17 protein-coding genes are annotated in these 18,319 nt (G+C 48.7%); 6 read left to right on the top strand and 11 right to left on the bottom strand.

Annotation, left to right across the window (positions count from 1 at the left end):
• Positions 1 to 58: 58 nt before the first annotated feature.
• Positions 59 to 2,530, bottom strand: coding sequence for a S9 family peptidase (locus tag B2Q61_RS14815; RefSeq protein WP_290617134.1), 2,472 nt, complete (start codon positions 2,528 to 2,530; stop codon positions 59 to 61).
• A 350-nt stretch (positions 2,531 to 2,880) separates the two neighbouring features.
• Here B2Q61_RS14815 and B2Q61_RS14820 point away from each other — a divergent pair, with 350 nt between their 5' ends.
• Positions 2,881 to 3,867 carry a PEP-CTERM sorting domain-containing protein gene (locus B2Q61_RS14820; protein WP_290617136.1) on the top strand — a complete coding sequence of 329 codons (987 nt, stop codon included), beginning with the start codon at positions 2,881 to 2,883 and terminating at the stop codon, positions 3,865 to 3,867.
• A gap of 87 nt (positions 3,868 to 3,954) precedes the next feature.
• Here B2Q61_RS14820 and B2Q61_RS14825 read toward each other — a convergent pair whose 3' ends face one another.
• Positions 3,955 to 4,560, bottom strand: coding sequence for an FMN-dependent NADH-azoreductase (locus B2Q61_RS14825; protein ID WP_290617138.1), 606 nt, complete (start codon positions 4,558 to 4,560; stop codon positions 3,955 to 3,957).
• A gap of 173 nt (positions 4,561 to 4,733) precedes the next feature.
• On the opposite strand from B2Q61_RS14825, the gene B2Q61_RS14830 reads away from it, so the two are divergent.
• Together B2Q61_RS14830 and B2Q61_RS14835 are read left to right on the top strand one after the other, a co-directional pair.
• Positions 4,734 to 5,393: a sigma-70 family RNA polymerase sigma factor gene (locus B2Q61_RS14830; RefSeq protein WP_290617140.1), complete on the top strand. Its 660-nt coding sequence runs from the start codon at positions 4,734 to 4,736 to the stop codon at positions 5,391 to 5,393.
• The gene (locus B2Q61_RS14835; RefSeq protein WP_290617142.1) at positions 5,377 to 6,063 is read left to right on the top strand and encodes a ChrR family anti-sigma-E factor; all 687 of its coding nucleotides are present in this window, start codon (positions 5,377 to 5,379) and stop codon (positions 6,061 to 6,063) included. Before B2Q61_RS14830 ends, B2Q61_RS14835 begins: the two co-directional genes overlap by 17 nt.
• 89 nt (positions 6,064 to 6,152) lie before the next feature.
• Here B2Q61_RS14835 and B2Q61_RS14840 read toward each other — a convergent pair whose 3' ends face one another.
• Together B2Q61_RS14840 and fadR are read right to left on the bottom strand one after the other, a co-directional pair.
• Positions 6,153 to 8,453 (bottom strand): aminotransferase class V-fold PLP-dependent enzyme, encoded by a 2,301-nt coding sequence (locus B2Q61_RS14840; protein ID WP_290617144.1) that lies wholly within the window; start codon positions 8,451 to 8,453, stop codon positions 6,153 to 6,155.
• 156 nt (positions 8,454 to 8,609) lie between these two features.
• Entirely contained in the window at positions 8,610 to 9,326 is a 717-nt protein-coding gene (fadR, locus tag B2Q61_RS14845; RefSeq protein WP_290617146.1) for a fatty acid metabolism transcriptional regulator FadR, read from the bottom strand.
• A 172-nt stretch (positions 9,327 to 9,498) separates the two neighbouring features.
• On the opposite strand from fadR, the gene dsbB reads away from it, so the two are divergent.
• Entirely contained in the window at positions 9,499 to 10,032 is a 534-nt protein-coding gene (gene dsbB / locus B2Q61_RS14850; protein WP_290617148.1) for a disulfide bond formation protein DsbB, read from the top strand.
• A 103-nt stretch (positions 10,033 to 10,135) separates the two neighbouring features.
• Here the strand turns inward: dsbB and B2Q61_RS14855 are convergent, their stop codons facing one another.
• The 3 genes from B2Q61_RS14855 to B2Q61_RS14865 all read right to left on the bottom strand — a co-directional run bounded on the left by B2Q61_RS14855 (position 10,136) and on the right by B2Q61_RS14865 (position 12,275).
• A complete protein-coding gene (locus tag B2Q61_RS14855) occupies positions 10,136 to 10,753 on the bottom strand; it encodes an FKBP-type peptidyl-prolyl cis-trans isomerase (protein ID WP_290617150.1) in 618 nt (205 codons plus the stop codon).
• A gap of 105 nt (positions 10,754 to 10,858) precedes the next feature.
• On the bottom strand, positions 10,859 to 11,143 hold the full coding sequence (locus B2Q61_RS14860; RefSeq protein ID WP_290617152.1) for a YfcL family protein: 285 nt from the start codon (positions 11,141 to 11,143) through the stop codon (positions 10,859 to 10,861).
• A 1-nt stretch (position 11,144) separates the two neighbouring features.
• Positions 11,145 to 12,275, bottom strand: a complete 1,131-nt coding sequence (locus B2Q61_RS14865) for an ATP-NAD kinase family protein (protein WP_290617154.1) — start codon at positions 12,273 to 12,275, stop codon at positions 11,145 to 11,147.
• Between the two features lie 191 nt (positions 12,276 to 12,466).
• Between B2Q61_RS14865 and B2Q61_RS14870 the strand changes: the two genes are divergently transcribed.
• On the top strand, positions 12,467 to 13,870 hold the full coding sequence (locus B2Q61_RS14870) for a coniferyl aldehyde dehydrogenase (protein WP_290617156.1): 1,404 nt from the start codon (positions 12,467 to 12,469) through the stop codon (positions 13,868 to 13,870).
• Positions 13,871 to 13,943: 73 nt separating this feature from the next.
• Here B2Q61_RS14870 and B2Q61_RS14875 read toward each other — a convergent pair whose 3' ends face one another.
• From B2Q61_RS14875 to prmB, 3 genes are read right to left on the bottom strand one after another with little or no spacing between them, the layout of a single operon-like run.
• Positions 13,944 to 15,104, bottom strand: coding sequence for an MFS transporter (locus B2Q61_RS14875; RefSeq protein ID WP_290617157.1), 1,161 nt, complete (start codon positions 15,102 to 15,104; stop codon positions 13,944 to 13,946).
• Between the two features lie 21 nt (positions 15,105 to 15,125).
• Complete coding sequence (gene aroC / locus B2Q61_RS14880; protein WP_290617159.1) at positions 15,126 to 16,226, bottom strand: chorismate synthase; 1,101 nt, start codon at positions 16,224 to 16,226, stop codon at positions 15,126 to 15,128.
• Positions 16,227 to 17,177 carry a 50S ribosomal protein L3 N(5)-glutamine methyltransferase gene (gene prmB, locus B2Q61_RS14885; protein WP_290617161.1) on the bottom strand — a complete coding sequence of 317 codons (951 nt, stop codon included), beginning with the start codon at positions 17,175 to 17,177 and terminating at the stop codon, positions 16,227 to 16,229. It abuts the gene before it with no gap.
• A 50-nt stretch (positions 17,178 to 17,227) separates the two neighbouring features.
• Between prmB and smrB the strand changes: the two genes are divergently transcribed.
• A complete protein-coding gene (gene smrB / locus B2Q61_RS14890) occupies positions 17,228 to 17,788 on the top strand; it encodes an endonuclease SmrB (protein WP_290617163.1) in 561 nt (186 codons plus the stop codon).
• A 9-nt stretch (positions 17,789 to 17,797) separates the two neighbouring features.
• Here smrB and sixA read toward each other — a convergent pair whose 3' ends face one another.
• Complete coding sequence (gene sixA / locus B2Q61_RS14895) at positions 17,798 to 18,286, bottom strand: phosphohistidine phosphatase SixA (protein ID WP_290617165.1); 489 nt, start codon at positions 18,284 to 18,286, stop codon at positions 17,798 to 17,800.
• Positions 18,287 to 18,319 lie beyond the last annotated feature (33 nt).

The following is an 18,319-nucleotide window of genomic DNA, read 5'->3' on the forward strand; positions in this document are numbered from 1 at the left end:
CAGACACTCTGCGCCGACAAAATCGGGTTTCCTGCCTCATCACTGGCTTATCTGCTTCCTACAAGTTCTGCTCAAATAACTTATAAATACGCCGGTATTCGTCCAGCCAGCTACTGGGCTGCCGGAAACCGTGCGGCTCTACCGGATAAATCGCCGTTTCAAAGTCCTGTTTTTCCTGTTCAATTAAGCGCTGAACCAGCCGCACCACATCCTGGAAAAACACATTATCATCCACCATAGGTGCATTAATCAGCAGCGGCCTGGTTAACCCCTGGGTAAAATAAATTGGCGAGCTGCGCTCGTACGCGATCGGATCAATATCCGGGGTGTTCAGGATATTAGACGTATAAGGGTGATTGTAGTAAGCCCAGTCGCTGACCGGACGCAGTGCTGCGCCCGCCTGGAACAGGTCTGGCTGCTTAAACAACGCCATAAAGGTCATAAAACCACCATAAGAGCCACCGTAAGTGCCGACGCGCTTGCGATCAACATTGGCGTTATCCACCAGCCAGTCTACACCATCGGCTAAATCTTCAATCTCAGGCGTTCCCATCTGGCGATAGATTGCTGTACGCCAGTCCCGGCCATAGCCTTTTGATGCCCGGTAATCCATATCCATCACCACATAGCCTTGTTGCGCCAGCAAGTTATGAAATAAGAACTCACGGAAATAACCAGACCAGCCCAGATCACTGTTTTGCAGATAGCCCGCACCATGATTAAAGATGACTGCCCGGCGCGGCTCGCCCTGCTTGTAGTTTGCAGGGTAATACACTTTACTGAATATCGGCTGCTTAGCATGGTTGGAAGGCACTGCCACCACTTGCGGTGCAATTAACGGCAACTGTTTAAATTCAGCCGATACCGTGTCGGTCAATCTGACAACCTCCGCGTCTGGAGCTGCCGCCATTAGATATAAATCTTCCGGCATCAGGTTGCTGGAATGGGTTAATAGCAACTTTTGCTCATCGCCAGATAACGTGTAATCGGTCATTCCACCCAGTTTTGTCAGCTGCTCGGTGTTGTTGTTAGCCAAATTTAAACGGTATATTTCATATACGCCAGGGTGCGACGCATTCGCTTTAAAGTACAAATAGTTATCATCTGTGGTTAAGGTAGGATTGCTAACTTCAAAAGTTCCACGGGTCAACTTTTCTGCCTTACGGCTAGTTAACGATTTACGGTATAGATGTGAGTAGCCACTTTCTTCAGACAGAAAATACAGAGTGTTGCTGGTGTTTAGCCAGCCAAAATCATTAAAGGCGTAGTTTACCCAGGCGTTGTCATGTAAGCGATGTTGTGGCACCAATGCTTTCTTTTCAAAGTCAATTGTGGCAATCCAGCGATCTTTGTTGTCGAACGCTTTAAGCATAATGGCGACCTGCTCACCGCTACTGTGCCAGCGCATGGCGCTCTGACTCCAGTACCAGTCGGTCATCAAACCTATGTCCCGAATAACCTTAGCACTTTTATACTTTTCCCCGTTAGCTTTAGCGTTTTCGGCCTTGACCTCGGCCAGCACGTCTTCATTATAACCGGGTAAGCTGGTGTAACTTAGCGGATACTGACTGCCATCGGTTAACGATACCAGGATTAGCCGTTGCGGTTCAGGTTTAAAGTCATTAACCCGCCATCTTACCGGTTGCGCAGCAATATCGCCGGTTTGGGTAATATAATTAGGCATAATATCTTTATCATTGCGTGGCTTGGCCTTGCGCACGGCGACCAGTAAATAATCTGCTTTGGGTGATATGCTTGCGTCAACGATCTGTTGACCTTTACCAAAATAGGCAGCAACCGGCGCTAATGACGGATTTGCCGCGCGCAGTGCAGTTTCTGCTTGATACTGCTCAATTTTATCACGCTGCGTTTTTGCCACAAAACCGATAAGTTTTTGTTGTTCTTGCGCCAGATAACCGCTGGGAGCAGCAGGAGATGTTGGTTTGTCTTCTGTTTTTAAGCTGATCAGCTCGCTGCTTAAACCAGTGGTTAAATCTGTACTGTAATAGGTCCATCCCTGCCGGTAAACCAGTCGGTTATCCAGTAAAAACTGGGGCTCATTTTGAGTTGCATTACTGCGGGTCACTTGAATTATCTGGCCGTCAGCATTACGAACGAAAATATTCCCTTCAAACACCCAGGCCTGCAACCGCCGATCAGCACTGTACTGCACATGGGTACTGCCCATCTGATGTAATTGTGATAACGCTACTGCGCTACCATTATCATCAGCATTTAGCGCCCGCTGATACCAGTCACGCACTTCACTGCCTGGCCGTTTTTGCTGATAATACACCTGATTGCTGTCCGCACTCCAAAACGCATTTTCTGGCGAACGCCCCATCCAGTCAGGGTCTGCCATAATCTGCTCAAGGGTCAGCTTAATGGTGGGATCAGCCTGATAAAGCGATGTCACCGATACTGTTGCTTTATCCCAGGTTTGCGGTTCTGTTTTGGCTAAAGCCAAATTACTGCTTAGTAACAACGCCACAGTGACTGCTGCAAGCACCGTTTGGTGAAATAATTTCATAGTTTTAATCTTGTACTGAATTAACGACGCCCTGTTATACAAAGCCTTGAGCCGGAACGCAACCCGATGCGGCTGAATAGCAAAAGATCTGAGCTGGAATGCGCTGCCAGGCTAAATTATTGTCCAATAAATTTACAATTCGCTCCAATCAAGACAAGGCCCCATATTGTTGGACTAGCTTGACTCAGCGCCATAGAGTTGATTTCTTTATCAATTATTAGCGCGTACTTATTTACATTTAATCTGGCATTAAATATGCGTAACAAAGCATGCAGTAAGGCAAGGAGCACAGCTGTTGGCAACCCTGTCTGTTGAAACAGTTTGTCTAACTCTATTAAAAGGAGCTTTCTATGACTTTAAAACGTAAAATAATACTGGGTGTATCGACCTTGCTATTACTTGTTGCCGGATCAGCGCAAGCCGCGTTAATCCCATTTCAAACCTTTGTTGGAAATTACGGTGTGTCCACTGACGGCTGGGGGTCTACCAGCCAAAGTGGCACTATCAGTGCGCTAGTGCCAAATGGTGCGACCGTAGTGGCGGCATATCTGTATTCTTCAACTTTTGATAACCCAACTCTAGCAGATGTGGGTGGGACCCTCGCTGGTGAGACAATAAATTATGATACTAACCTCGGAACGATCCCGGCACCTGCCTGTTGCAACTTGACAGCTACCAGGGCCGATGTCACGTCGATTATAAAACCTCTGGTTGATGGTGGTCCCGGCGGAGTCTACAACTTTGATATTACTGAAACCTCCGATTTTCAGGATGGTTCAGCATTAGTAGTGGTTTATAGTGATCCTACTTTGGGTGTATCAACTGTGGGCATTCTTGATGGTTATGCCCGGGTTGATGGCGATACCACCTCGCTAAATTTTGCTGATCCGCTTGATCCCACGGCACCGGGCTTCTTTGCTCATATGATGTTGGGTATAGGTTTTAGCTGCTGTGGTCAAACGAATACTGTCGAAGTGAACGGCACGTTAATTACCCAAAACGCTGGTAATAACAATGATAGTGCAGACCCATCACTGGCCAACGGTAATCTGATTACTGTGGGCAGTTTCGATGACCCGTTCTCACCGTTAATGCCCGGATATGATGAAGATACTGAACGCTATAGCTTAACTGATTATCTGAGTACCGGTGATACCAGCATTACCATTGAAACGACCAATGCAACCAACAATGATAATATCTTTATGGCAGTATTTCATGTGTCTGGTGAAGCTGGCGTTAACGAGCCACCACCTGGCGTGTCAATTCCTGAGCCAGGTACCTTAGCACTGTTTGCGCTGGCAATGTTTGGATTGCGTCGACGCTTTAATAGTTAAAAAGCTATTAACCATATAAAAATGCGCGGCATTAATCCGCGCATTTTTTTCTTTAAATTATTATTTATATTCACTTACACAATATGTTTAAGCTGCAACTTTCTCGCTAAGCTTACCCAGTTGCTGCCGCGCTGCTGTCAATGCTTGCTGAGCCGCTTCTTCGCCCATATTCAAACCTTCTGCATATACAAAGTGCAGTTGGGTTAAACCGATGAAGTTAAAGAAACTGGTTAAAAACGGAGTTTGACTGTCGGCTGGCGTACCCTGGTATAGTCCGCCGCGGGTTGCCAGTATGATCACCGGTTTATCAGCCAGCAGGCCGACCGGCCCCTTATCAGTGTATTTAAAAGTGACCCCTGCCCGTGCCAACCGATCCAATAACGATTTAAGCTGCGATGGAATACCAAAATTGTACATCGGCACACCTAGCATAATAAGGTCAGCAGTCTGAACCTGATTGATCAAATTATCTGAATAGTGGGCAAGCTGCTGCTGCTCTGCGGTACGATCTGCGGCAGGTGTCATCCATGCAGCCAACTCTGCCATCATCAGGTGAGGTAGAGGTGCTGCATTTAAATCAATTTCTGTCAGGTTGATATCACTGCCAAGCTGATCAATAAAAGCCTTGCTCAGCTTGCTTGAATGGCCATTGTCACCGCTTATCGAGCTGTTTATTACCAGAACGTGTTTCATTATTTTCTCCTTTGAACGTATGCGCAGATGATACATCATATTTATAGAATGTTAATCGCATTAAACTGCAAGTTCCTTTCTATTTAATAGTTAAATAAGTTTTAAACCGCTGCCACGTACCAGGCGTATAACAATGAAATTCGAATAACAAATACGAGCCGGGACACATAAATATGTTGGAAACTACCGTGCTAAAAAGGCATCATGATGCTTTACCAAAGCAAAAGCGAATAAGCCAGCGGATGACCATTAATAGTGAAAACGAAACACGCACCGGACAATGGGAAGACGCCCTGACTTTGGTGGCGTTAAATCAGGACAAAGCGGCTTATGCTGAACTGTTCAGGTATTTTGCGCCGAGATTAAGAGCGTTCGGCATTAAAATGTTTGGCAATGAACAACAAGCAATGGAAATGGTGCAGGATGCTATGTTGAACGTCTGGCGTAAAGCCCGCTTGTTTGATGCGAGTCGTGGTTGTGCCTCTACCTGGATATTTACCATAGCGCGGAATGTGCGGTTCGATATGCTGCGTAAAAAACAAAGCCGCAAAGATGATATTAGCGCTGACGATTTGTGGTTTGATGGCGATTATCCCGAGCAGGAAAGTAACAGTAGTGATCATTGGGATACGATGTTAATGAGCGAAAAGCTCGCACCACATTTTGATGCATTACCCCCTGCACAGCGCATGGTAATGCAAAAAGTATATTTAGAAGAAAAATCACATCAGGAAGTGTCTGATGAACTGGCAATACCTTTAGGTACAGTGAAATCGCGGATCAGGTTAGCATTAGATAGATTGAGAGGGGCATTAGATGACACACGCAGTTAAATTTCATCCGGGATTAATGTTACTGGAACAATATGTGGAAGGTACTTTGTCTGCGGACGTAGCCCTTGCTGTGTCAGCACATATTGACTTGTGCCCACATTGCCAGCAGTTGAATAACGACATCACTAACGATCAGGCAGCCGTGCTGACTGAACAGCAGGTATCAGGCCGTAACGACGAACAGGAATGGAATCAGATGCTTGATTTTATTACCAATCAGCCAGTGTTGGCTGCGTCGGTGATTACTGATACGAAAGCAGCGCCGGTAGCAAGTGTTACGGTAAATGGTAAGACGTTTCAAATTCCAAGAGCATTGGCCAGACTGGCTGAGAATCAGAACAAATGGTTACATCTGGGTGGTATCGCCACCGCCAAGTTGCCCACAGCAGAAAAGCAGCATGTGTCGTTACTTTATATTGATAAAGGGACTGAAGTACCAAATCATACCCACCTCGGTTTGGAGATGACATTAGTGCTGGCTGGACGAATAGTCGACGAGAATGGCGAATATGGTGTTGGTGATTTACTGATTAACTCACCGGAAGACACCCATACACCAAGAACGCTGGCTGACGAAGATTGCTTATGTTTGTCTGTGCTTAGTGCACCTTTAAAGTTCAAAAAAGGCCTAACCCGGCTGTTAAACCCGTTACAACAGTTCTTCTATTAGTAAGACAAAGTTAGCTTGGTGGAGCAAGCGTAGCGCCGTGCAAACGGCGCTTTTTTTTTGCTGGATTATTTGGCCCGGCACTAACAACGCTATACTAATAGTGCCATACCGCCGTTTAAATTATACACCGTGTTAAAACCAAACCGGCGCAATACCTTGCACGCCAGCAAACTGCGATTTCCACTGCGACATACCAGCAATAATGGTTTGGAAGGTTCCAGCTGCTTACTGATAAGCGCATCGCATAATTTTGATAAAGGCACCGCTAATACTTTATTCACTGCCGGCAAGTGCTGTTGCAACGGCCCAGCGGTTTGTTCGTGGGGTTCCCGCACATCAACTACCTGCAATTGGGGCTGTTGGCTCAATACCTCGGCCAGTTCGGTCTTGTCTAACAGGCGAGTTGCATCTGTTATTGCTACTTCGACCAGACCACAGTAGTGGTGGCTTGCTTGCTGCAATTTGGCCGTTTGAGCATTTAATTGCTGTTGCCATTCATTAACCGGTTGGCCCGTCAGGACGTTATTGAATAACTCACTTTCCTGGCTGGCAAGGCGCAATGTAGTGGCAAAACGCTGGGCATAATCATGGCTGGACAATAATAATGTATCGGGATCGATCTGCGCAGCCAATGTCTGAATACTCTGCTGTAATGCAATAGCATCGCCGCCAGCCAAATCAGTACGGCCAATCCCTCCGGGTAAAATTAAGTCACCTACAAATACCGCCAGTGGCCGTTGTTCCCGTTGTAACATAATGCTGACCGCATTGGCACAATGGCCTGGGGTAGCCAACCGGGTAAGCTGATAGTCAGCCAGGGTTAACGCGTCTTCCCCCTCTGGCCAGCCTAAATTGTCACCGTTTTCCTGATAAAAATGTAGCGCCTGACGCAACAACATTGCTGCACTATTTTGTTGTCGATCGTGTTGTAGCTCTGACTGCAGGTCATGCTGCAAATCGTGTTGTGCATGTTGATGTGTTTCCAGAATAGCCAATAATCGCAGTTGCCGGCCTTGTACAATATTAATCATTCGGTTTACCAGGGCTGGCACCGGATCAATCACGACCGCCTGTTTTGCCTGCGCATCAATCAGCAAGTAGCTGCAACTGTCTTCATGCTTCAGCTGAAGCAAGCCATTTGCATGGATTTCCAACGTGGGGGTGGCGTCAGTTACAACCAGGCAGTGCTTATTAACCACCTCTTTTAGTGCGCTGATCGCTTTACAAGCGTCTGTGCATTCAGTGGCTGTCATTGCTGGCCCGAACGATAAGCGGATGGCTCCCTGACTTCGCCAGGCAGCCAGTCCCATAGCATCAAGCACAAAGCTGCTGGGTACCTTAGAACTGCACGCCGAGCCACTACTTATCCGGATGCCGGCCGCATCAAATAAATCCATAATTTCTTTACTGTAAAAACCCGGCACAGAAAAGTTTATCGTAGTCGGTACAATATATGGCGGTTCACTGTTTAGCACCAGCTCTGGAAAAACATAGCGCAGCGCACTGAGTAAAGCGTCCCGGTAATCCCATAACGTTTGCTCATTCTGAAAAACTTTGCCGTCAGTTTGCTGCAACTCGGCTAATACCGCTCCCAGGGCAGCAATCCCAGGTAAGTTTTCAGTACCCGAGCGTAAGCCACCTTCCTGACCACCACCGGCAATAAACGGCTGATACGGCGCACTGGCTCTGATATACAAGAAGCCGACCCCTTTAGGTGCGTACAGTTTGTGGCCACTAAATGGCGCATAATCAATGGTGGTGGTTGCCAGATTAAGCTGCATTTTGCCCAGCGCCTGCACACAGTCAACCAACCAGAATACGGCAGGGTTCGCCGCACGAATACAATGCTCCAGCTCCTGCAATTGCTGGCTAATGCCCGTTTCATTATTCGCTGCCATCGTACAGATAAGACCGGCGGCGGGCGCATGCTCTGTAATAAACCCTAACTCTAGCTGGCCGTTATGATCGACCGGAATCGCCATGACCGTGGCGCCCAGTTGCAACACCTCATTCCAGTGTTTCAGACTTTCAGGGACCGCTTTATGCTCGGTGGCGCCATATAACAGCAGCGTATCAGGTCCAATTCTGGCCTTAGCACGCAGTGCCAGCAATGCCGAAACCACACCACTTTGAATACCTTCAGTAGCGCCGGAGGTAAATACAATGCGACCGTTTCCGGCCCCCGTTACGGTACGAGCCAGATTTCTAGCTTGTTCCAGTGTTGCTTTTGCCTTAATGCCGGTGGCATGACTGCTGCTGGGGTTACCAAACTGCTGTTGCATGCACTGCATGGCCGCTACTGCCGCCGCCGGCAATACGGGCGTGGTGGCGTTATTATCTAAATAAATTTCAGCGGGTCGGGCCCGGGGGCTTACAGCTTTCGTTGTCATCGTCAGGCCTATTACGCACGGCAACGCCGCTTATAGCTAAAAGAAATATCTTATAACAAACATCATAAATGGCTTGGCCTTAAACAACAAGCAAAGCCTGTCGCTGTGTTGCTGAATTACATGCAATAAAAAGGGCTGCACCTGGCAGCCCTAACCTTACTCAATAAGGTCTTTCGGAATATCTGGCCGTAGCTCCTGCCAGATTTTACCGCTTTCAATACCATATTTCCTTACAGCCATTACCACTTCATCGTGCTTTCCTGCTTCAGCATACTGCTTTAACTGCGCATAATATTTGCGGGCCAATTCACGGGCAGCCGGATGAGAGAAGTAAAAGCGGGCTATTTTGTTATAAAGTCCGCGGAAACCATTTAATATCAGTACATATATCCGGTTGGAAGAATGCAACGCAAGTTCGTGGTTTAAATTATAATCAAACTCGGCAAATGCTGCCGGTGTATCATCAAGTACTTCGGCACCGGTAAAGGCCGCGATCACTTCCTGCTGATGCGTTTTAATTGCACCACGAATATAAATAGCACTAATATTAGTGCGGGCTGACAACAAATCGTCAACCAGTTTAGGCATTTGATCTTCATCCAACCTGGCGAGGGTTTCAAGAATGTTAAGCCCAGAAGTTTCCCAGTAATTATTTACTTTGGTAGGCTTGCCATGCTGAATGGTCAGCCAGCCATCGCGCGCCAGACGCTGTAATACTTCGCGTAAGGTGGTTCGGGTTACACCAATCAGTTCCGACAGTTCACGTTCTGCCGGTAATATTGATCCGGGCGCAAATTTACCATTCCAGATCGAGTCCACTATATATTCTTCAGCAAAACCGGCAGGGCTTTGCGCTTTAATCAGATTGGTCATGCCAAAAAATCCGTCAGGGTCATTAGATAAGTTGACTGATTGTACCAGAGCGCTGCCAGTTAACAAGTCGGTGTTTAAAATTAGCCACGGTGATGCAACACAACAATTGTGTAATGTGCATAAATCCCTTAAATTAGCCAATTAGCTGATTGTTAAACCATTAGGAACACCTATGCTGGCTACAATAAAGAAAATATCGCGCCATCGCTTGTCCTGGTTTTTGCTGTTATTAAGCGCCCTGGCTTTACTTGCCAGCGGTTTATATTTTCAATATGGCCTTAATCTGCAACCTTGCATAAAATGCATTTATATCAGAGCGGCGTTCGCCGGCATTCTGCTGGCTGGCCTGTTGGCAATGCTGGCGCCGCGGCAAAATGCGCTGCGCCTGCTCGCCCTGTTGTTATGGTTGACCAGCGCCGCTATTGGTCTTTATCACGCCTTGGCATTAGTAAATATTGAACAAACGCTTGCTGCCGGTGGCTTTAGCAGTTGCGCTTTATTTGCTGAATTTCCTAGCTGGTTAGCGCTGGATAAATGGCTGCCCAGCATATTTGAAGTTACTGGTAGTTGTGGCGCAGTTGACTGGCAGTTTTTAGGTCTGAGCATGGGGTACTGGAGTATGCTGATCCTGGCAGCTTATTTGCTTAGCGCCGTTGTGGTATTAATTGGCCAGGCAGGCCGCATTTCCAATAACCCTTACCGGTAACATTATCGGGTTAAAGCCGTAAACAGATCTTTTTACCCAAAAAAAGCCCTGCAGATGCAGGGCTTTGTATTTGGTGCGCTAAAAAAGCATTGTGCAGTAGTCGTTACAGAATAGCCAGCAACTCTACATCGAATACCAGGGTACTGTATGGGGCGATAGCATTGCCTGCACCACGCTCGCCGTAGGCCAGGTTTTGCGGAACATACAAGCGTAATTTTGAACCTACTGCCATTAACTGTAGTGCTTCAGTCCAGCCGGCAATGACGCCTGAAACCGGAAATTCAGCTGGCTCGCCACGCTGATAAGAGCTGTCAAAAACGGTGCCATCAATCAGGGTACCATGGTAATGCGTGCGTACCGTGGAAGCAGTAGTTGGTTTTTCGCCTTCAGCTGCTACCAATACTTCGTACTGTAAGCCAGAAGCGGTAACGGTAACTTCAGCACGCTTAGCGTTTTCTGTCAGAAACATTTCACCTGCTTCAGCCAGTGCCTTCGCTTTTTCCTGCTCTGCTGCCTGCATCCGCTCGCTGATCACACCAAACGCTGCGCGGATTTGCTCTTCGCTGACTTCAGGCTCTTGCTCGTTGTACGCTGCAGCTAAACCGGCTGCTACTGCAGTAATATCTAAGCCATCAAATGGGTTGTCGGCTAATTGCTGGCCCATTTGTAAACCAATACCATAGCTGGCGTGTTGTTCTAGCGTTGCATATTTATCAGACATAAATTCCACTTTTGCTGGGCTGTTGACAGCAGATGCTTGCCAGACAGCAATTAAAATCGGCGAACATACTAACCTATCAAGCTGCGAATGTCTCGCCACAGACGCTCATAACGCCTGTACCTGCTGCCATAGCTGTTCAACATGTGCTTGATCGTCACTGGCCAGTTCGCCGCTGGCAATGGCTTTTGCCAGGCTCTGCTCTACCCATATGCATAATTGTGGCTTGTTGAAGGGTTCTGCCGCCACTTCCAGACTGCCGACAGCTAAATCAAAATGGCCCCGTAAGTAACCAGCCGCAAACAACTGGTCGTCAGTTGCCTGCGGGATCAGGCCATCAAAAAAATCGGCCACGGTATCAATATACTGCTCTGGTTTTGCTAATTGATTCATGCTACTCCTCGTCCTGATAACCTAAACGGTAAATTACGTAGTCGTTATAGCCGGTCAGCACATTAAGCAAACCGTGTAAGGCTTTATCCAGTGCCTGATCACCAGTGTCACTCAGTAGTGGCCGGCCATTTAATTGTTGTAGTTTGGTTTTGGTGGCCAGCAAAATCATATTCTCCCGACCAATCGCTTTAATAACAGCCGGTGACAGTTGCTGATTGCCACGCCCGAATACATGGCCCTGACCACCAATAAGCGTAATGACTAACTTACTGGGGTAACCCGTCACCAGTTCCAGCAATTCTGTGGCGGTAACATCACTGGCAATCAGCTCACCGTTCTCGACGACATCAACCCCCAGTAAAGTGTTTGGCAGGCCCAGCTCTGTCATCACTGCAGCGACTGTACTGCCTGATCCCATTACATACCGAATATTATCTTCCATTAAACTGGCCACATAGGCCGCTAAATCGTCCAGCACCAGCTCTTCCGACTCTTTGCCTGCAGCCTTAACGCTCTGCACGTAACGCAGTTCTGATGGAATGCGCATTTCCCCATAACGACGGGCTTTGACCACACCATCCCGAAATGCAGTTTCGTCAATATCCATCACCGGAGCTTCCGCCAGAGTAACCAGCTCACCGCTAATTAACCGCTGTAGCAGTTTGCCGGCAGCCTGCGGTGAAATAGCATAAACACCCGAATGAATTTTACAGCCAGCAGGCACACCTAATACCGTGGTCTTATCAGCAAGCACACTGCATAAGTTACGGGCGGTGCCATCACCGCCGGCAAACAACAGCAGATCGACGCCCTGCGCAGCGATGGCCAGCGCAGCCTGCTCAGTATCAGCCGCCACGGTAGGATAAGTTGGCGGCACATAACACACCTGATAATTCAGCCCCAGTTGCTGACACACATCAGCGCCCATGTCACCGGCTGCAGTTACCACATTAAACTGATTTTTTAATGAAAGTAGCTGCTGTAATGCGACATGAGTACGTTGCCCCGCCATAGGCACAGCTCCGCGAGCCAATGCTTCTGCGGCCATGCCGTCACTGCCCTTCAGCGCCACACTGCCGCCAAGGCCCGCCAGCGGATTAATAATAAGCCCTAACCGAAATGGATTTATCATAGGTTCAGTTGTATCCGGATAGCTGTCTGCCAATGGCGCGCATTGTAACGACTTCCACCGTGCTTGCCCAGTATTGCCGCTCTGCGCTCCCTGCCAGCTCATAGTTCTTTGGCAATGACGAAGCGTGCTTGCTGCACTGGTCTGACTGGTTTAGAGTACAGTTAGACTTTTACCACTTTCCAGGGAAAACGATGTCAGCACTTCAGCTGCAATTTGCGCAACTAAAACAAGCTTACAGCCATAGCCCTTATCCGGATTATCAACAACGCCGGCAACAGCTGACTGCGCTGCGTCAGGCTATCTCACAACACGGCGACGCACTGTGTACTGCCGTGAGCGAGGATTTTGGCTATCGCAGCAGCGATGAAACCCGCTTACTGGAAATTATGCCGTCGCTAAGCGGGATTGATTACCATAAAAAGCAGTTAAAAAGCTGGCTCAAACCTGAAAAACGGCATGTTCACTATAGTTTTATGCCCGCCAGCAACCGGGTGATGGTGCAGCCGCTGGGTGTGGTTGGCATTATCGTGCCGTGGAATTACCCTGTTTATCTGGCACTGGGCCCGTTGATGGCCGCCATTGCCGCCGGCAACAAAGCGATGTTGAAATTATCGGAGTACACGCCGGCAACCAATAAAGTGCTGACAGCCATATGCCAGCAGGCCCTGGCAGCAGATGTCATGGTGATTGAAGGGGATGCTGAGATAGCGGCTGAGTTTTCGCGCCTGCCTTTTGATCACTTGTTGTTTACCGGCTCTACCGCGGTTGGCCGCAAAGTGATGCAGGCCGCTGCGGCAAATCTGACCCCGGTGACGCTGGAGCTCGGTGGTAAGAGCCCGGTGGTGATTGCACCTGATGCTGATATCGGGCAGATCGCAAAACGTATTTTGTTTGGTAAAACCGCCAATGCCGGTCAGACCTGCGTGGCGCCCGACTATGTGCTGGTACCGGCTGACAAACTGGAATTGTTAATTTCTGAACTATGTCAGGCATTTAGCGCGTTTTATCCGGATTTTGCCACTAACCCCGATTACAGCGCGATAATAAATAAAGCACAGTACCAGCGGCTGATGACCATGCTTGAACATGCCCACAGCAGCGGTGCCCGGGTGATTAATTGTGACCTTAACAGTGACGCTGCAACCGTTAACAGTGAACGGCGCCTGGCGCTACAGTTAATTGTTGGTGCTGATGACAACAGTAATTTAATGGAGCAGGAAATATTTGGTCCCTTGTTGCCATTAATTCCCTACCATACCCTTGCTGAAGCCCTGGATTATATTCAGCAGCGACCAAGGCCTTTGGCGCTGTATTTAATGAGCAACGATAGCGATACCCAGCAACAGGTACTGAAACAAACCCATGTCGGCGGTGTTTGTATCAATGACACCCTGGTCCATGTGGCACAGGACGACCTGCCATTTGGCGGCATTGGCCCGTCAGGTTTAGGTAATTACCATGGCAAAGAAGGTTTTCTGCGGTTTTCTCATCAGAAAGCAATCCATCAGAAGGGGTGGTTTAACAGCGGCCGGTTTATTTATCCGCCGTTTAACCGCAAAATGTTTAAAGCCATACTGAGCTGGTTAACCCGTTAAAAATAAGGTAGTACGAAAGTACACCAGCCACCCTGCTTTGGTTTCTGAGCAGGCTTCAGCAAATACCTGCTTTTTATTCTATATTCGCGATATTTTTCGGCAAGGTTAACACCAACAGGCAGGCCAGCAGGGCAAAGCCGGCGGCGAAGATAAAGGTTTGCGCTGCACCAGCACCATTTTGCCAGCTTAAACCGGCCAGATAAGCACCGATAGCCCCACCGCCGCCGAAAATAAGCCCGGCATAAATGGCTTGGCCCCGGCCGCGCTGGGCTTTGGGAAATACCTGCTGAATAAACTGCATGGCGCAGCTGTGGGCGATAGCAAAACTGCCGGCATGCAGCAACATACTCAGGGCCAGCAACCAAGCAGAGTCCGCCAGCAGTGCCACCATTAACCAGCGAATGGCAGTTAAGCCATAACAAATACCTAACAGGGTGCGATAGCTGCGGTTGCGCATAATACGTCCGGCAAAGTAAAACGCGACGATTTCTGCCGCTACCGCCAGGCTTATCAGTAAACCGGTCTGGCTGCCGCTATAACCTAAATCCCTGCTGTACAGAGTGAAAAAGCCGTAAAAAGGTGCAAAACTGATTTGCATCAGCAGTGCCGCCCCCATAAAAATCCATAAAACCCGGTGTTTTAATAGTTGCCGGTAAGACAGGCTTGCTGCTGTGGCATCATAGTCCGGCCTCAGCGTGGGTAAATTAAACAGACAAAATACCAGCAGTAATAAAAATGCCAGTGCGGTGGCAGGCATAAACTCACTACCATACAACTGATAAAACCAGCCACCCAGCATCACCAGCACAATATAACCCACGCTGCCGGCCGAGCGGATCCGGCTGTACTGCTCTGTATCGTTATTCAAAAATAAAAAAGTGGAGACTTCCAGCTGCGGTAATATAGCGGTCCAGAAAAAACTGAATAACGCCAGAGCGGCCAGTAATAGGCCAAAACCGCCATTGATAAAGCTGCCAAGCCAGCCAATACAAGCCAGCACCGCGCCCAACTGCATAACAACTAACGGCTTACTGCTGCGCTCAGCCAGGCCAGCCCAGATAGCCGGCCCGATAATACGGGTGGCGGTGACGATAGCCAGCATCAGGCCTATTTGGCGCGAGTCAAAGCCGCGGCCATCCAGAAACAGGCCCAGGTAAGGTACAAAAATGCCAAGTACGCCAAAATACGTGAAGTAAGCCAGCGCTAACGCCGGCCTGGCAGCGAGAAGTGTCATAAGGTCCTGAGCGCGGCTTGGTTATCGGTTAGCTCTGGCAATATCCGGGGTGCTGACGCTGACGCCGGCATTTTGCGCCCGGTGTCGCAGCAGATGATCCATTAATACAATTGCCAGCATTGCTTCAGCAATGGGCACGGCCCGGATCCCGACACAAGGGTCGTGCCGGCCTTTGGTTACAATATCCACCACGTCGCCATCCACATTAATGCTTTTACCCGGGATGCTGATACTGGAGGTAGGTTTTAACGCCATACTGACCATAATATCCTGGCCGGACGATATACCGCCTAACGTACCGCCGGCATGGTTGGAGCTGAACCCTTGTGGCGTTAACGCATCGCGATCGGTTGAACCGCGCTGTTCTACCACCGCAAAGCCATCACCAATTTCCACAGCTTTAACGGCATTGATACTCATCATGGCATGGGCAATATCGGCATCCAGCCGGTCAAAAACGGGCTCGCCGAGCCCGACGGGCATACCCGTTGCCACCACATTCACTCTGGCGCCTACTGAGTCACCGTCTTTCTTAAGCTGGCGCATATACTCATCCAGCTCGGCAATTTTATCCGGATCCGGGCAAAAAAACGGGTTATTTGCTATTTCATCCCAGTTGAGTGTTTCCGCTTTAACCGGGCCTAACTGCGCCAGATAGCCACGAATTACGATGCCACAGTGTTCTTTTAAATACTTTTTAGCAATAGCCCCCGCCGCTACCCGCACCGCGGTTTCGCGCGCCGATGAGCGGCCGCCGCCACGGTAATCCCGGATGCCGAATTTATGCCAGTAGGTATAATCAGCATGGCCTGGCCGGAACAAATCCTTGATATTAGAATAATCCTGGGAGCGCTGATCAGTATTTTCAATTAATAAACCAATGCTGGCACCGGTAGTGGTATCTTCAAACACGCCAGATAGAATTTTCACCTGGTCTTCTTCCCGCCGCGCTGTAGTGTAGCGTGAAGTACCGGGTTTGCGCCGATCTAAATCCAGTTGTAAATCGTCAACCGTTAAACTCATTCCCGGTGGACAGCCATCGACAATACCACCGATGGCCGGGCCATGGCTTTCACCAAAAGTGGTAACTTTAAACAACTGACCAATGCTGTTGCCGGCCATTTAGCTCTCCTCGAACAAGTGTTGATAAGCGATCAACTGCGCTTTACTCAGCGCAAATACACCAAGACCACCAGCAGCAAACTCAAGCCAGTTAAATTGGACGTCTGGATACCTATCCTGCAATTCAACCATACTATTGCCGACTTCACAAACTAAAAACCCCTGCTCAGTTAAATGGGCGGCAGAGTGAGCCAAAATACGCCGGGTAAGTTCGAGACCATCATGGCCAGAGGCCAGACCCAGTTCAGGCTCGTGCCGGTATTCCTCTGGAAGATCAGCCATATCATCTGCATCAACATAAGGTGGGTTGGTCACAATTAAATCGTATTGTTGACCGGAAAGGGCCTCATAACCATCCGATAGAATCGGATATACCCGATCCAGTAAGCCATGCTCATTAATATTAATATCAGCCACGGCTAACGCGTCAGGGCTGATATCAACCGCATCCACCTGGGCATCGGGAAAGGCGTAAGCACAGGCAATGGCTATACATCCGGAGCCAGTGCACAAGTCAAGGATCCGCTCTGGCGCTGCGACCCATTCCAAACGACTGAACTTTTCCTTAATCAGCTCTGCAATCGGTGAGCGCGGCACCAGTACCCGCTGATCAACATAAAACGGTAAGTTACAAAAATAGGCCTGATGAGTCAGGTAGGCAGCAGGCATGCGCAGCTCTATCCGCTGCGACAGCATATCAACAAAAGCACGCCGCTCAGGTTTGGTTAGCCTGACATTCAGTAATTTATCATCGGTCAGGGGTGGTAAAAACAAACAGTGGGCCAACAGGGTTGCGGCTTCATCCCAGGGGTTATCAGTGCCATGTCCGAAATAAACACCGGCTTCATTAAAGCGACTTACCGCAAAACGCAGCCAGTCATGCACGGTAATCAACGCCTCAAGCGCTTCATCAATATCAGATTCTGAAAACATTGGGTTTAATTCGGCCATCTCAGTATTCGCTCTTTGTAAAAAATGGGCAGATTGTATAGACTTGCGCGATGCAACGAAAGAAGCTTTCTCCTCAAGCCCGTTTATCTGCCGAAGACAGCGACCTTTTCCGCCAGTCGGTTACGGACGCTCGCCCGTTATTGCAAGACAAGATAGCCCCAGTTAGCAGAGCCAGCAAGAAAAAAGCCCGGCCTGCATTAAATATGCCGCAGCACGATCAGGATCTTTTTTATTTCTCTGATGGCTATGAAGGCGTTATCAGTGATGGCGGTTCGCAATCTTATGTCCAGCCCGGCGATGATCCCAGATTAGCCGGGCGCTTAAAACGAGCGGAGTTTCAACCACAGGTCGTACTTGATTTACATGGATTAACTCAGCTTCAGGCAAAAAGCGAACTGGCAGGCTTACTGGCATATTGTCAACAGCAACAGTTTAATTGTGCCTGCGTAGTGCATGGTAAAGGTTTGGGTATCCTGGCGCGCAAAGTGCCAAACTGGCTTATTCAGCATCCTAATGTGCGGGCATTTCATACTGCACCAAAAAGCTGGGGCAAACATGGTGCTTTGTTGCTGTTGCTGAAAATTAATCAGCCTGACGCTGAGCTACGTTAGTCACCAGGTTCAGCTTGATAAAATCACCAACTCTTGCGGCGCCACTTTTTCAACGATATGCCCCCCCTTCGCTGGCTGATAATCAATACAACACAACGAAGCTGTACTGAACACGGGTGTTTGTCCCGGCTGCGTCAGCGCTTCTACCAGAAAGCTCACCAGTGGCATATGCGACACCAGCAAAATACGGGCATCAGGTTGCTCACTTAGCCTGGCATCTATAGCATCAAGCATACCCCTGACACTGCCTTCCGGAACCAGTTGCTGCTGAGTTTCCAACTGACAGTCCGCCCCTTGCTTACTACGCATAATTTCGGCAGTCTGTGCAGTGCGTAAATAAGGGCTAAGCCAGATATAAGTGAAGGAGCGATAGCAATTTTGCAGCCACTGCGCCATATGCAAGGATTCCCGCTTTCCGATTGCGGTAAGCTGCCGCTGACTATCCTGCTCAGTAAAAGGCTCGGCTTCCCCGTGACGCATAATAACAATGTTAACCATTTATATTGATACCGTACTACTTAGTCAGTGCGT

Origin of the sequence: Arsukibacterium sp. UBA5043 (genome assembly GCA_002415085.1) — a bacterium.
Classification (GTDB): domain Bacteria; phylum Pseudomonadota; class Gammaproteobacteria; order Enterobacterales; family Alteromonadaceae; genus Alishewanella.

Coding starts and splice junctions, on each gene's coding strand:
- B2Q61_RS14815 (WP_290617134.1), bottom strand. CDS start 2,530: ATGAAATTATTTCACCAAACGGTGCTTGCAGCAGTCACTGTGGCGTTG.
- B2Q61_RS14820 (WP_290617136.1), top strand. CDS start 2,881: ATGACTTTAAAACGTAAAATAATACTGGGTGTATCGACCTTGCTATTA.
- B2Q61_RS14825 (WP_290617138.1), bottom strand. CDS start 4,560: ATGAAACACGTTCTGGTAATAAACAGCTCGATAAGCGGTGACAATGGC.
- B2Q61_RS14830 (WP_290617140.1), top strand. CDS start 4,734: ATGTTGGAAACTACCGTGCTAAAAAGGCATCATGATGCTTTACCAAAG.
- B2Q61_RS14835 (WP_290617142.1), top strand. CDS start 5,377: ATGACACACGCAGTTAAATTTCATCCGGGATTAATGTTACTGGAACAA.
- B2Q61_RS14840 (WP_290617144.1), bottom strand. CDS start 8,453: ATGACAACGAAAGCTGTAAGCCCCCGGGCCCGACCCGCTGAAATTTAT.
- fadR (WP_290617146.1), bottom strand. CDS start 9,326: ATGACCAATCTGATTAAAGCGCAAAGCCCTGCCGGTTTTGCTGAAGAA.
- dsbB (WP_290617148.1), top strand. CDS start 9,499: ATGCTGGCTACAATAAAGAAAATATCGCGCCATCGCTTGTCCTGGTTT.
- B2Q61_RS14855 (WP_290617150.1), bottom strand. CDS start 10,753: ATGTCTGATAAATATGCAACGCTAGAACAACACGCCAGCTATGGTATT.
- B2Q61_RS14860 (WP_290617152.1), bottom strand. CDS start 11,143: ATGAATCAATTAGCAAAACCAGAGCAGTATATTGATACCGTGGCCGAT.
- B2Q61_RS14865 (WP_290617154.1), bottom strand. CDS start 12,275: ATGATAAATCCATTTCGGTTAGGGCTTATTATTAATCCGCTGGCGGGC.
- B2Q61_RS14870 (WP_290617156.1), top strand. CDS start 12,467: ATGTCAGCACTTCAGCTGCAATTTGCGCAACTAAAACAAGCTTACAGC.
- B2Q61_RS14875 (WP_290617157.1), bottom strand. CDS start 15,104: ATGACACTTCTCGCTGCCAGGCCGGCGTTAGCGCTGGCTTACTTCACG.
- aroC (WP_290617159.1), bottom strand. CDS start 16,226: ATGGCCGGCAACAGCATTGGTCAGTTGTTTAAAGTTACCACTTTTGGT.
- prmB (WP_290617161.1), bottom strand. CDS start 17,177: ATGGCCGAATTAAACCCAATGTTTTCAGAATCTGATATTGATGAAGCG.
- smrB (WP_290617163.1), top strand. CDS start 17,228: ATGCAACGAAAGAAGCTTTCTCCTCAAGCCCGTTTATCTGCCGAAGAC.
- sixA (WP_290617165.1), bottom strand. CDS start 18,286: ATGGTTAACATTGTTATTATGCGTCACGGGGAAGCCGAGCCTTTTACT.